At 68.5% G+C, this 12446-nt stretch carries 11 protein-coding genes; 5 read left to right on the forward strand and 6 right to left on the reverse strand.

Translation table 11 applies throughout. The features are described 5' to 3' along the window. Positions 1–86 precede the first annotated feature (86 nt). The 3 genes from ASC70_RS08410 to ASC70_RS08420 all read left to right on the forward strand — a co-directional run bounded on the left by ASC70_RS08410 (position 87) and on the right by ASC70_RS08420 (position 5354). Positions 87–1178, forward strand: coding sequence for a hypothetical protein (locus tag ASC70_RS08410; RefSeq protein ID WP_156396192.1), 1092 nt, complete (start codon positions 87–89; stop codon positions 1176–1178). A gap of 293 nt (positions 1179–1471) precedes the next feature. Then, complete coding sequence (locus ASC70_RS08415) at positions 1472–2227, forward strand: response regulator (RefSeq protein ID WP_056050529.1); 756 nt, start codon at positions 1472–1474, stop codon at positions 2225–2227. A 361-nt stretch (positions 2228–2588) separates the two neighbouring features. Continuing rightward, the gene (locus ASC70_RS08420) at positions 2589–5354 is read left to right on the forward strand and encodes a TonB-dependent receptor (protein ID WP_056048852.1); all 2766 of its coding nucleotides are present in this window, start codon (positions 2589–2591) and stop codon (positions 5352–5354) included. A gap of 306 nt (positions 5355–5660) precedes the next feature. Here ASC70_RS08420 and ASC70_RS08425 read toward each other — a convergent pair whose 3' ends face one another. From ASC70_RS08425 to ASC70_RS24880, 3 genes are all read right to left on the reverse strand, one after another. Further along, positions 5661–6377 carry an alpha/beta fold hydrolase gene (locus ASC70_RS08425; protein WP_056048855.1) on the reverse strand — a complete coding sequence of 239 codons (717 nt, stop codon included), beginning with the start codon at positions 6375–6377 and terminating at the stop codon, positions 5661–5663. A gap of 144 nt (positions 6378–6521) precedes the next feature. Next, entirely contained in the window at positions 6522–7418 is an 897-nt protein-coding gene (gene rpoH / locus ASC70_RS08430) for an RNA polymerase sigma factor RpoH (RefSeq protein WP_082009312.1), read from the reverse strand. Next, the gene (locus tag ASC70_RS24880) at positions 7415–7519 is read right to left on the reverse strand and encodes a hypothetical protein (protein ID WP_156136830.1); all 105 of its coding nucleotides are present in this window, start codon (positions 7517–7519) and stop codon (positions 7415–7417) included. Before ASC70_RS24880 ends, rpoH begins: the two co-directional genes overlap by 4 nt. Before the next feature lie 104 nt (positions 7520–7623). Here ASC70_RS24880 and ASC70_RS08435 point away from each other — a divergent pair, with 104 nt between their 5' ends. Beyond that, positions 7624–7986, forward strand: a complete 363-nt coding sequence (locus ASC70_RS08435) for a phage holin family protein (protein WP_047410176.1) — start codon at positions 7624–7626, stop codon at positions 7984–7986. A gap of 160 nt (positions 7987–8146) precedes the next feature. Beyond that, positions 8147–9955: a bifunctional diguanylate cyclase/phosphodiesterase gene (locus ASC70_RS08440; RefSeq protein ID WP_056048858.1), complete on the forward strand. Its 1809-nt coding sequence runs from the start codon at positions 8147–8149 to the stop codon at positions 9953–9955. Between the two features lie 56 nt (positions 9956–10011). Here the strand turns inward: ASC70_RS08440 and ASC70_RS08445 are convergent, their stop codons facing one another. Genes ASC70_RS08445 through ASC70_RS08455 form a run of 3 tightly spaced genes read right to left on the reverse strand, consistent with a single transcriptional unit; the run spans position 10012 to position 12426 of the window. After that, positions 10012–11052, reverse strand: coding sequence for a low specificity L-threonine aldolase (locus ASC70_RS08445; RefSeq protein WP_056048861.1), 1041 nt, complete (start codon positions 11050–11052; stop codon positions 10012–10014). Further along, positions 11053–11472 (reverse strand): GFA family protein, encoded by a 420-nt coding sequence (locus tag ASC70_RS08450; RefSeq protein ID WP_056048864.1) that lies wholly within the window; start codon positions 11470–11472, stop codon positions 11053–11055. A gap of 57 nt (positions 11473–11529) precedes the next feature. Next, positions 11530–12426, reverse strand: a complete 897-nt coding sequence (locus ASC70_RS08455; RefSeq protein WP_056048868.1) for an EamA family transporter — start codon at positions 12424–12426, stop codon at positions 11530–11532. Positions 12427–12446: the final 20 nt, after the last annotated feature.

Raw genomic sequence — 12446 nt, forward strand, 5'->3', positions numbered from 1 at the left:
TGACGGTGCGTCTCAAGTCCGGGGGTTCCGTGTCCGCACTCGCGCGTCGTCGCAGGCTCAAGCCTGTCAACAAGGCCGACCGCGTGATGCGCAGCCTGCGCGCCCTGGAGCGCACGGCCTCGACCAGCCGCGTGCTGAACCTGATCGCCATCGAGGCCGAGAGCGCCCATCGGCCCGAATACGCCGAAGCCCCGCTGTTCAGGAACAAGATCCTGAACACGGCTCTGATCATCAAGCACCGCCTGCGCAACGACGACATCTACCTGTTCGACGAGGCGCGGCCGACCGCGACCAAGATCATCATCCCGTTCGACCGCCAGGACCTCGGCCTCGGCGGCCAGTCGGTGTTCGTGGGTCAGCGCGGCTGGACCGACGTGCTGGTCGAGGCCTGCAACGCCTCGGGCGACATGCACCGCGACCTGTCGGTCCTGCGGATGATCGACACCCTGCCGTCGCTGGACCCGTTCTTGCTGCGCGAGCACCTGCGCCGCCACGGCCTGTCCGTGGCCAGCTGCTACTTCGCCCTGTCGCCGGCGGACTACGAGGCCATGCAGGGTTTCGTGACCATGGAGATCACCAAGCTGATCGAGCTGGCCTATCGCGACATCGGCGGCATCGGCCGGGCCCATGCCGCGCGGCTGGTCGAGGCCCTGCTGGCCACCGACGTCGACGAGCGCCTGGAGCCGTTGCGCGAGACCCTGGTCATGGAGGGCGACAGCTTCAAGGAGGGCGTCTTCAGCTGGAAGGGCTTCCTCTACTACAAATGGGTGCTGACCACGCTGTGGCCCAAGCTGACCGACGTCGCCAACGAGATCGGCCGCATCGCCGTCACCGGCCAGCGCGACGCCGAGACCGGCCGCTATCTGGAGGAGGCTCGCCGGCGCCTGCAGGGCGGGGTGATGGTCGAGCGCACCGCGATCCTGCGCACCCTGAGGATCTATGACGACGCGTTCGACAACCTGGTCGACAACGGTCGGCCCCAGGCCTTCCGCGACTTCCTGCTGCGCGCGCCCGAACTGTTCCTGAGCCTGGGCGAGCGGGTCGGGGTGATCTCGCACATCTCCAGCTTCTGGCGCTATCGCTTCCCCGAGGGCGAGACCCTGACGGCCCACATCGACGAGGCCGTCGACATCTTCATGGACTTCGAGACCGGGCTGTCCGTGCCGCTGATCGGCTAGGGGCAAAACACGCTGTCATCCCGGAAGCCTCGAAGAGGCTATCCGGGACCGCCGGAAGCGCTGAGCTTGTGGCGGTCCCGGCTCTCCGCTGCGCTGCGGCCGGGATGACAATCGAGGGGATTGGCGGGAGGAGCTTGAACCCAACCGCCCCCTGACAAACTGACGCGGTTAACGCTCAAAGATTATCAAGCGGATTTTTACATTCTAAGGTTAGTCATCGGGATCTAGTTTCGAGGAGCCTCGCTTCCGTGTTCGACGGGAACGCCCGCACAATCCAGCGTATCGCCGCTAAGATGCAGCGAGTCATGGTCGTGGACCCGAACCCCGCGACCGGGCGACTGCTGGCTGAACACATGCGTCCGCTGGGCGGCGTGCAGATCTTCGCCGCGCCGTCGGCCGAGAAGGGCTACGCCATGGCCCGGGCCACCGATCCGCAGCTGATCTTCGTCGAGCACGCCCAGAACGGCGTCGACGGCCTGGCCTTCACCCGCAAGATCCGCCGCAGCGACCTGGTCTGCCGCGAGGCGCCGATCATCATGTGCACCGCCGAGGCCACGGCCGAGGCGATCTTCGGCGCGCGCGACGCCGGGGTGCACGAGTTCATGCGCAAGCCCTTCACGATCAAGGACCTGGAGCGCCGTCTCGAGGCCGTGACCCTGAAGCCGCGCGACTGGATCGAGGCCGTGGCCTATGTCGGCCCCGACCGCCGCCGGTTCAACTCGGCCGACTACAAGGGCCCGCGCAAGCGTAAGGCCGACGCCGCCGGCTCGCCCGCCGCGCGCCTTTCGCAGGCCTTGCGCATCGTCAAGTCGGCCGCCCAGGCGCTGGACATCGATCCGGCCCAGGCCCGCCGCGCGCTGGTGGCCCAGGCCGTGGAGCTGAAGAAGGTGGGGGAAGCCGTCAAGGATCCGCGCCTGCTCGAGGCGGCCGCGGCGCTGGAGACCTGCATGGGCGCCGACCTGGCCGGCTCCGGCGGCCGCGCCGAACTGGTCAAGCGCATCGACGCCCTGATGGGCTTCATGACCGAGGACACGGGCCGCGCGGCCTAGGGCTGATCGGCATTCATTCGAGGCAGGTACAAAATCCACCGCCTTCCTGGGCCCTGTGCCCAGGACCCATGTTCGAGGCAGGTATGGACTCTTTGGGTTCGCACCGCTGAAAGACCGTGAACTCAGCCTCAAGTCTGTTGAATCTGAACCCTGGGTCCTGGGCACAAGGCCCAGGAAGGCGGGTGAATTAAACTCGCGGTGAATGTCGATCGGCTCCAGATCCTCCAGCCTCCGTCATCGAACCGACGTAAAAGCTACACCCTAGCGTCGCCCGATCGTCGCGGACCGGCAACACGCCGAGGCTACCAGCCCCTTCGAACCAGATCGCGCATGGGCGCGGCGAAGCGTTCGGGGGTTTCTCATGCAAGGCATCAACAAGGCGGCGCTGCTGCGTCGCGTGAGCGCCGTGGCGCTGGTCTCGATGGCAATGGCCGGTCCGGCTCTGGCCGCCGACCTGCGCGGCCGCGTGGTCGACGCGGGCGGCGCGCCGCTGCCGGGCGCCTCGGTCGCGGTGGGCGGTCGCAGCGCGGTGGCCGGTCCCGACGGCCGCTTCGACCTGAGCGGCTTGCCCGCCGGCGCCGCCGAGGTCCAGGTGCGCTATGTCGGCTACGGCGCCACGACCACGCCGGTCGCCTTGTCCGACAGCGAGACGGCCGAGGTGGTCGTCACCCTGACGCCGCCGGACGCGATCGCCGAGATCGTCGTCACCGGCCAGCGCGCCGCCGAGCGCCGCGCTCTGCAGACCAAGAAGGTGGCCAACAACTTCGTCGAGGCCCTCTACGCCAACGACGTGGGCAAGCTGCCCGACCAGAACGTGGCCGAGGCCGTGCGCCGCCTGCCGGGCGTCACCGTCGCCAACGACCAGGGCGAAGGCCGCTATGTGATCATCCGCGGCGTCGATCCGCGCTACGCCAACGTCACCGTCAACGGCCAGACGGCCGCCGCGCCCGAGCCCGACAACCGCCAGGTCAAGCTGGACGACATCCCCTCGTCGCTGATCGGCCAGGTGTCGGTGATCAAGAGCCTGACGCCGGACCTGGACGCCGCCGCCATCGCCGGCCAGGTGGACATCATCACCCTGTCGGCCTTCGATCGCCACGGGACCTTCGGCAGCGCCCGCGCCGCCTACGGCCAGTTCGACCTCAACGACAAACATCCCTACGAGGGCGACCTGACCCTGGGCGGCACGTTCGGCGCCGACAAGACGTTCGGCGCGGTGCTGTCGGCCAACTATTCCAAGCGTCCGGTCGAGTCGCAGAACGTCGCCGGGGCCTCGTGGACCACGGCCGGCGGCAATCCGATCCCGGCCGACTTCGACCAGCGCGACTACAACCTGACCCGCGAGCGCACGGGCTTCGTCGGCAATTTCGACTGGCGTCCGTCGGACGCGGTGCAGCTGTACCTGCGCACCCAATACTCGAAGTTCACCGACCACGAGACGCGCGACCGCTTCCGCCTGCCGATCTCGGGCACGATCACGCCGACGGACGCCACGTCGGGCGCCTTCGCCAAGGCCACGGGCACGCGCTACGTCCGCCGCCGCGACGAGAACGACAACACCAAGACCGTCTCGACCGGCGGCAAGTTCGACGTCGGCCCGGGCAAGCTCTCGATCGACGCCGCCTGGAGCCGGGCCGAGAAGACCGACCCGCTGCGCAGCGAGTTCCAGTTCGCCAGCGGCAAGACCCTGACCGGGACCTACGACACCTCCGATGTCCTGTTCCGCGTCACGCCCGGCGCCAGCGCGCTGGATCCGGCCCAGTATGTCTTCAAGAGCGTCAACTACGACCACCGCGAAGCGGTCGAGACCCTCAAGCAGGCTCGCGCCGACTACACCCTGCCGCTGGACGCCGTGGGCGAGGGCTCGTCGCTGAAGTTCGGGGTCAAGCTGCAGGACCGCGACAAGACCAACGACCGCCAGTACGTGACCTACGATCCGGGCGCGCTGGCCTTCACCCTGGCCGCCCTGAACCCGCCCAGCCTGGCCTCGACCTATGACGGCCGCTACGTGTTCGGCCCCAAGGTCGACTACACGGCCGCCCAGGCCTATGTCACCGCCAACCCGACGACCTTGAAGCTGAACGCCGCCAAGTCGCTCAGCACCGACCTGCTCAGCGACTACAGCGTCTCGGAAAAGATCTGGGCCGGCTACGCCATGGCCACCCTGAAGCTGGGCCGCGTCACCCTGGTCCCCGGCGTCCGCGTCGAGAGCACCGACGGCGACTACAGCGCCAAGACCTTCAACAACGCCACGTCCACGCGCGGCGCCGATGTGACGGGCTCGAACAAGTACACCCACTGGTTCCCCAGCCTGAACGCCAAGATGGACGTCAACGACCGCCTGGTGCTGCGGGCGGCGGCGACCACGGCGATCGGCCGTCCGGACTATGTGCAGCTGGCCCCGGCCATCACCGTCGACGCCACGGCCAACACCGTGACGACGGGCAATCCGGACCTGAAGCCGCTGACCTCGACCAATTTGGACGCCGGCGTCGAATACTACCTGCCGGGCCAGGGCCTGCTGTCGGCCTCGCTGTTCTTCAAGGACATCCGCGACCCGATCTTCAGCCGCAGCCTGCTGAACCAGACCGGGACCTATGGCGGCGTCGCCCTGACCGGCGCGGCGGTCACCACCCCGCTGAACGCCAGCAAGGCCTATGTGGCCGGCCTCGAGCTGAACGTGCAGTCGCAGCTGACCTTCCTGCCCGGCGCGCTGGACGGCTTCGGCGTCGGGGTGAACCTGGCGCTGATCGACTCGTCCATCAAAGGCGTGCCCGGACGGCCGGAAAACCTGCCGCTGGTCCAGCAGTCCAAGACCGTCGGCACCGCCCAGCTGTTCTACGAGAAGCACGGCCTGACGGCCCGGGTGGCCTATTCGTACCGGTCGAAGTTCCTCTACACCCTGGGCGCGGACGCCAATTCGGACGTCTATTGGGACAAGCACGGCCAGGTCGACGCCCGCGTCGCCTACGCCTTTGGCGACAAGGCCCACAGCGCCACGATCTTCGTCGAGGGCTCGAACCTCAACGACGAACCCTGGCGCACCTTCGTCGGCCAGGCCAACCACCTGGGCGAGAACGAGCGCTATGGGCGGACGTTCAGGACCGGGGTTCAGCTGAGCTTCTAGGATTGGAGTTCTCCTCCCCCTCTGGGGGAGGGGGACCGGCGAACGCCGGTGGAGGGGCCCTGTGACTTGGCCAACGCAATACCGCTTCGCGGACCCCCTCCGTCTCGATGCGTATTCGCATCGATCCACCTCCCCCTAATGGGGAGGAGAGATCATCGCGTCTCTTTCCTCCCCCTCTGGGGGAGGGGGACCGGCGAACGCCGGTGGAGGGGCCCTGTGAATTGGCCAACGCAACACCGCTTCGCGGACCCCCTCCGTCTCGCTGCGTATTCGCATCGATCCACCTCCCCTAATGGGGAGGAGAGACTACCGCTGCCCCGCCGGCCGCTGCAGCCAATGGCGCAGCGCGCCGTTGACCGGACCGGGCGCCTCCATCGGCGTCATGTGGCCGGCGTTGGGGATGACCACCAGGTGCGAGCAGCCGATCGCCCAGGCCATCTCGCGATGACCGGGGGCGGGGGTGATCTGGTCGTTCTCGCCGCAGATGATGACCAGCGGCACGCGCAGGGCTTTCAGCGCGGCTTCGCCGTCCTCGCGCTCCAGGCTGTTCTGGCGCAGGAACACCTCGCGGCCCAGGCGCTGGGTCATGTCGACGATGCGGCCGGTCAGGTCGGCGTCGTCCAGGCGCGAGGCGTCGACATAGGACTTCATGATCGCCTGACCGATCCCCAGGAACGTCCCGCCCTTGGCGGCGGCCTTGTTCAGCGCCTTGCGCTGGGCGGCGCGCTCGGGCGTGTCGACGCGGATCGAGGTGTCCAGCAGGGCCAGGCGCTCGATCCGCTCCGGTGCGATCCGGGCGATCTCCTGGGCCACGTAGCCGCCCATCGAGAACCCGGCCACGGCGAAGGTCGGCTCGGCCTGGGCCAGGACGCTCTGCGCCATCTCGTGGAGGGTGGCATAGGGCGTGAGGTCGGGAACCCAGCAGCGGGCGACGTCGGCCAGGCCGCTGATCTGGTCGCGCCACAGCTCGGCGTCGTTCAGCAGGCCAGGGAGCAGGATCAGCTGGGGGAGGGGGGCGGTCATCTGGGCCTTATAGCCTAGATCCTCCCCCGCGCCGCGGGGGAGGTGGCCCAGAGGGCCGGAGGGGGCCAGCTCGGCCTAAGCCGCATTAGCCCCCTCAGTCGCTTCGCGACAGCTCCCCCGCTCGCGGGGGAGCATCTGGCAGTCCTAAGCCTCGACCATGTTCTTGGCGATCGCCGCCTCGCGCATGGTCTTTTGCAGCTTCTCGAACGCCCGGACCTCGATCTGGCGCACGCGTTCGCGGCTGACGCCGTACTGGGCGGCCAGTTCTTCCAGGGTGGTCGGGTCGTCCTTCAGGCGGCGCTCGGTCAGGATGTGACGCTCGCGGTCGGTCAGTTCGACCATCGCTTCTTCCAGAAGCGACATCCGCAGCGACTTTTCCTCGTTCTCGGCGACCACGGTCTCTTGCGACACCTGCTCTTCGTCGGCCAGCCAGTCCTGCCACTCGCTCTCGCTGTCCGAACGCAGCGGCGCGTTCAGCGAGGCGTCGGGGCCCGACAGGCGGCGGTTCATCGAGATGACCTCGCTGTCCAGCACGCCCAGCTTGGTGGCGATGGCGCTGACCTGTTCAGGGCGCAGATCGCCGTCCTGGAAGGCCTCGATCTGGCTCTTGGCCTTGCGCAGGTTGAAGAACAGCTTCTTCTGCGCGGCGGTCGTGCCCATCTTCACCAGCGACCACGAGCGCAGGATGTATTCCTGGATCGAGGCGCGGATCCACCACATGGCGTAGGTCGCCAGGCGGAAGCCCTTGTCGGGCTCGAACTTCTTGACGGCCTGCATCAGGCCGACATTGCCTTCCGAGATCACTTCGCCGATCGGCAGGCCATAGCCGCGATAGCCCATGGCGATCTTGGCCACGAGGCGCAGGTGGCTGGTGACCATCTTGTGGGCGGCTTCGCTGTCCTGATGCTCTTTCCACCGCTGGGCGAGCATGAACTCCTCGTCCTTGGGCAGCATCGGGAACTTGCGGATTTCGGTCAGGTATCGCGACAAGCCGCCGTCCGGCGACATTACCGATAGAGAATTCACGGCCATCTTACTCATATCCCCTTGCGTGCGGATCCGCTCGCCGTTCGCGCGCGATCATCCCCCACACGGAGGACTAGATAGTTCGCGGAGCGGCTGTTGGAAGGGTGGTAACGCATTTGTAATGTCCGAGTTCACGGCTTGGGTATTGCACGAATGCGGCGTCACTTTGCTCCGGCCCGCGACTGGGCCAATCTGCGCTGGACATAGAGGGGAGTCGCTGATGATCCGTTTCGTGCTTCGCGTCCTGATCGCCGCCGCCGGCCTGTGGCTGGCCGCCCGCATCGTGCCCGGCGTCACCGCCGACGGCTGGACCACCCTGCTCATCGCCGGCTTCCTGCTGGGGATCGTCAACGCCATCGTCCGGCCGGTGGTGACCATCCTGACCTTCCCGCTGACCCTCCTCACCCTGGGCCTGTTCCTGCTGGTGGTGAACGCGGCGATGATCGGCCTGGTGGCCTGGTTCCTCGACGGCCTGGCGGTCAGCGGTCTGTGGGCCGGGGTGCAGGCGGCGATCGTGACGGGGATCGTCAGCTGGCTCGGCCACCTGTTGCTGGGCGACGCGCGGAAGGTCGAGCGGGAATAGGAGGGTGGCGTTCGAGGCGGAACGCCAACCACGGTAAACGCCTCCGCAAACACTGTGACGCCGCCGTGAAGTTTTCGCGAAATGAACCGTCGCAAGCGGCGCCATTAGCGGGTCGTTAGGCGCGAAATGGTCCCTGCCTCCCGCGAGTGGAGGCGTTGTTATGTTCACCCTGCGGGATACCGTTTCTTCCCTGACCCCGGCGCGTCAGGACGATCTCGGCAAGGCCCTTTACGAGCGGTTCCGCGAGGAGCCCGACACCCTGATCATCCCGGTGCTGGACGGCGAGGATCGCCCGATCGGCATCGTCGAGCGCAACGCCTTCTTCCTGCGGATGGCGGCCGAGTACGGTCGAGCCCTCTACGCCAACCGCCCGATCTCGACCCTGATGGACCGCGAGCCGCTGGTCGTCGACGCCGACGCCGAGCTGGCCGAGTTCACCACCGACAGCCTGTCGTACCGCGCCTCTGACCTGCTGCGCGGCTTCATCGTCACCGAGAACGAGCGCTATCTGGGCGTCGGCACGGTGCTGGGCCTGCTGCAGGCGACGAACGAGACCAACCGTCGGGGCGTGGCCCAGATCGCCCGCCTGGCCCACTACGACCCGCTGACCGACCTGCCTAACCGTGTGTTGTTCCAGAAGCACCTGGCCGAGGCCCTGGCCCGGCGGGCGCGCAAGGGCGATCAGCTGGCCGTCCACTTCATCGACCTGGACCGCTTCAAGACCGTCAACGACACCTTGGGCCACCCGTTGGGGGACGCCTTGCTGCGCGAAGCCGCCGAGCGCCTGCGGAGCTGCGTGCGCGAGGGCGACACCGTGGCTCGGCTGGGCGGCGACGAGTTCGCGGTGGTGCAAACCGGCCTGTCGGACATGGGCGGCGCCACGCGCTTGGCAGGCCGCGTCGTCGAGGCCATGGCCGCGCCGTTCGACCTGCAGGGCCACCAGGTGGTGATCGGCGCCAGCGTCGGCGTCGCCGCCGCGCCCTCGGACGGCGAGGACGCCGACGAGCTGCTGAAAAAGGCCGACATGGCCCTCTACCGCGCCAAGGCCGACGGACGCGGGGCCTTTCACTTCTTCGAACGGGCCATGGACGAACAGCTGCAGGCCCGCCGCGCCTTGGAGCTGGACCTGCGCCGCGCCCTGCAGGCCGGCGAGTTCGAGCTGTTCTACCAGCCGCTCTACAATCTGGGCGACGAGCGGGTGACGGGCTGCGAGGCCCTGCTGCGCTGGCGCCATCCGGACCGGGGCATGGTCTCGCCGGCCGACTTCATCCCCCTGGCCGAGGAGATTGGCCTGATCGTGCCGCTGGGCGAGTGGGTGTTGCGCGCCGCCTGCGCCGAGGCGGCCAAGTGGCCCGACTACGTGCGTCTGGCGGTGAACCTGTCGCCGGCCCAGTTCCGCGACCGGGGCCTGGTGCGCACCGTGGTCTCGGCCCTGGCCACGTCGGGCCTCCCGGCTCAGCGCCTGGAGCTGGAGATCACCGAGTCGGTGTTGCTGCAGGACAGCGCGGCCAACATGACCATGCTGCACGACCTGAAAGCCCTGGGCGTGCGGATCTCGATGGACGACTTCGGCACGGGCTACAGCTCGCTGAGCTATCTGCGCAGCTTCCCGTTCGACAAGATCAAGATCGACCAGACCTTCGTCCGCGACATCCTCGACGACAGCGACGCCATGGCGATCATCAAGGCCGTGCTGGACCTGGGGGCCAGCATGGGCATCGTCACCACGGCCGAGGGCGTCGAGACCTTGGAGCAGCTCAACGCCCTGCGCGGCCAGGGCTGCGCCGAGATCCAGGGCTACTTCATCAGCCGGCCCGCGCCGGCGAGCGAGATCGCCCGGCTGCTCGGGATCACGGAGAGTTCGGCGGCGGAGGCGGCGGCGCCCATAGTCACCTTCTCCCAGAGGGAGAAGGGGGGACCCGCGCCGCAGGCGTGGGCGGATGAGGGGTTACAACGGTTGGGGTCCTAACCCCTCACCCTCCCATCGCTCACGATGGGCCCCGCCCTCTCCCTCTGGGAGAGGGGCTACGAAATGCGCCCCAGCGCCGCGCCCAGGTCCTCGACCATCTCCGGTGTCGTCGCCCATGAGCACATGAAGCGCACCGCGCCGTCCAGGAACCGGTAGACGAACCAGCCCTCGCCGCGCAGGCGCTCCAGGGTGGGTTCGTCCATCTCGACGAAGACGCCGTTGGCCTCGACGGGATGCTTGATCGGGAAAGGCATCAGGTCCGCCAGCTTGCGGGCCATGGCGTTGGCGTGGGCGGCGCGAGACGCCCACGGTCCGGTCCCGCCGTCCTCGCCCAGCAGGCCCAGCCAAGGAGCTGCCAGGAAGCGGCCCTTGGAGATCAGCTGGCCGGCGTGCTTGAGGCGGGCGTCCAGGCGGCGGGCATGGTCTGGGTTCAGGAACACCACCGCCTCGGTCGGGGTCGAGCCGGCCTTGGTCCCGCCCATGACGAGGATGTCGACGCCCAGTCCGGCCACGCTCTTCAGGTCGAAGCCGGCGGCCACGGCGTTGGCCAGGCGGGCGCCGTCCAGATGGACGCCGCAGCCCCTGGCCTTCACCGGCCCGATCAGGGCGCGCAGCTGGTCTTCCGAATAGACGGTGCCGTACTCGGTGGCGGTGGTCAGCGACAGGGCGGCGGCGGGCTGGTTGTACGAGACCTCCGGCCGGGCCAGGGCCGCCTCGAGGTTCGGAAGCGCGATCTTGCCCGAGGCGCCGCCTAGGCCGATCAGGCCTACGCCCTGGCCGAAAAAGCCGGGCGCGCCGGTCTCGTCGGTGCAGATGTGGGCGTGCTCGTGGGCCAGCACAGCCTCGTGCGGCTGGGCCAGCAGGGTCAGGGCGAAGGCGTTGGCGGCGGTGCCCGAGGCGGTGAACCGCACCTGCGCGTCGGCGTCCAGCAGGGCGCGGATGCGGTCGGCGGCCGCGCGGCTGACGTGGTCGGTCCCATAGCCCGAGGCCGCGCCGGCGTTGGCGGCGACCAGGGCCTCCATCACCTCGGGCATGGCGCCCGCCACGTTGTCGGAAGCAAAGTCGTATCGAGCCACGGGGCGGGCGCTCTGGGTCATCTAGCTCGGCGGCGGTTGAGGCGGATTTTGCGGGAAGGCTGGCAGGCCCGGATCGATCCGATGCCACGGCTGGGCCTCGCTGGTCCAGATGTGGATGTTCGGCGACAGGGCCGAGGGATCGTCCATGCTGCCCAGCTTGACCGGATAGAGCGGCCCTGCGGGGTCCGAGATCAGTGGCGTGCCGCAGTCAGCGCAGAAGATGCGGTCGAGATCCTGGCCGCTGCCGCCGGGGCTGGTGTAGCGCTTGGGCTCGCCCTTGGTGAAGACCAAGCCGGCCTTGGGCGTCAGGGCCACATAGTTGGGACCGCCGCCGGTGCCGTACTGGCATTGGCGGCAATGGCAGACGCCGACGGCGACCAGCGGCGCGGTGATTTCATAGCGCACGGCGCCGCACGCGCAGCCGCCCTCGATCTTGCTCATGGTTTCGCTCCCTGGGGTTGATCGCGCCATCCTGCACGAACGGCGCGGCGAGGGAAGTCAGGCCGCAACCGCGAACCGCGCCCGCAACTTGGGCCACAGCATGTTGACGGCCAGACCGGTCAGCACCAGGGCCGCGGCGATCAGCTTCCAGGCCGGCAGGCCCTCGCCCAGCAGCAGGGCCGAGGCGCCCATGCCGAACACCGGCACCAGCAGGGCCATCGGCGTCACCGTGGCGGCCGGGTGGCGGGCCAGCAGCCAGCCCCAGGCGGCGTAGCCGAACATCGTGTTGCCCACCGCCTGCCAGGCGACGGCGGCCCAGGTCAGGGCGTCGGCGCCGGTCACGCCCTTGACGATGGCCGGCCAGCCTTCCAGCCACAGCGACATCAGGAACAGCGGCGGGATCGAGAACATACTGGCCCAGACCACGTAGCCCAGCATGTTCACCGCCCCGGCCTGGCGCGCCACGATGTTGCCGCCCGACCAGCTGAGCGCCGCCAGCAGGATCAGCAGCACGCCCAGGGGCGTGGCCGAGCCGCCGCCGTGCGCGGCGATCAGCACGATGCCCGAGGCGGCCAGCAGCAGGGCGGCGATCTGGAAGCCCTGGACCCGCTCCTTGCTGATCCACATGGCCATGCCGATGGTGAAGAACACCTGGGTCTGCACGACCAGCGAGGCCAGGCCCGGCGAGATGTGGCCCTTCATGGCCACGAACAGCAGGCCGAACTGCCCCGCCCCGATCAGCACGCCATAGGCCGCGAGGTTCGACCAGGGGACCGCCGGCCGCTTCACGAAGAAGGCCGTCGGAATCAGCACCAGGCAAAAGCGCAGGGTGGCGAACAGCAGCGGCGGCAGGTGGTCGAGACCGATGCGGATGACCACGAAATTGGTGCCCCACACCGCCACCACGGCCAGGGCCAGCAGGAAGTGGCGCAAGGGCAGGGGGGCGTGGGTCATGGCCGTTCCAATCGCAAGCT

This window comes from Caulobacter sp. Root343 (genome assembly GCF_001425745.1).
Classification (GTDB): Bacteria; Pseudomonadota; Alphaproteobacteria; order Caulobacterales; family Caulobacteraceae; genus Caulobacter.

Bases quoted from the DNA above. Each gene is read 5' to 3' on its own strand.
- ASC70_RS24880 (WP_156136830.1), bottom strand. From the start codon at position 7,519: ATGCGTTACCACCCTTCCAACAGCCGCTCCGCGAACTATCTAGTCCTC.
- ASC70_RS08450 (WP_056048864.1), bottom strand. From the start codon at position 11,472: ATGAGCAAGATCGAGGGCGGCTGCGCGTGCGGCGCCGTGCGCTATGAA.
- ASC70_RS08415 (WP_056050529.1), top strand. From the start codon at position 1,472: ATGCAGCGAGTCATGGTCGTGGACCCGAACCCCGCGACCGGGCGACTG.
- ASC70_RS08410 (WP_156396192.1), top strand. From the start codon at position 87: ATGCGCAGCCTGCGCGCCCTGGAGCGCACGGCCTCGACCAGCCGCGTG.
- ASC70_RS08420 (WP_056048852.1), top strand. From the start codon at position 2,589: ATGCAAGGCATCAACAAGGCGGCGCTGCTGCGTCGCGTGAGCGCCGTG.
- ASC70_RS08440 (WP_056048858.1), top strand. From the start codon at position 8,147: ATGTTCACCCTGCGGGATACCGTTTCTTCCCTGACCCCGGCGCGTCAG.
- rpoH (WP_082009312.1), bottom strand. From the start codon at position 7,418: ATGAGTAAGATGGCCGTGAATTCTCTATCGGTAATGTCGCCGGACGGC.
- ASC70_RS08425 (WP_056048855.1), bottom strand. From the start codon at position 6,377: ATGACCGCCCCCCTCCCCCAGCTGATCCTGCTCCCTGGCCTGCTGAAC.
- ASC70_RS08435 (WP_047410176.1), top strand. From the start codon at position 7,624: ATGATCCGTTTCGTGCTTCGCGTCCTGATCGCCGCCGCCGGCCTGTGG.
- ASC70_RS08455 (WP_056048868.1), bottom strand. From the start codon at position 12,426: ATGACCCACGCCCCCCTGCCCTTGCGCCACTTCCTGCTGGCCCTGGCC.
- ASC70_RS08445 (WP_056048861.1), bottom strand. From the start codon at position 11,052: ATGACCCAGAGCGCCCGCCCCGTGGCTCGATACGACTTTGCTTCCGAC.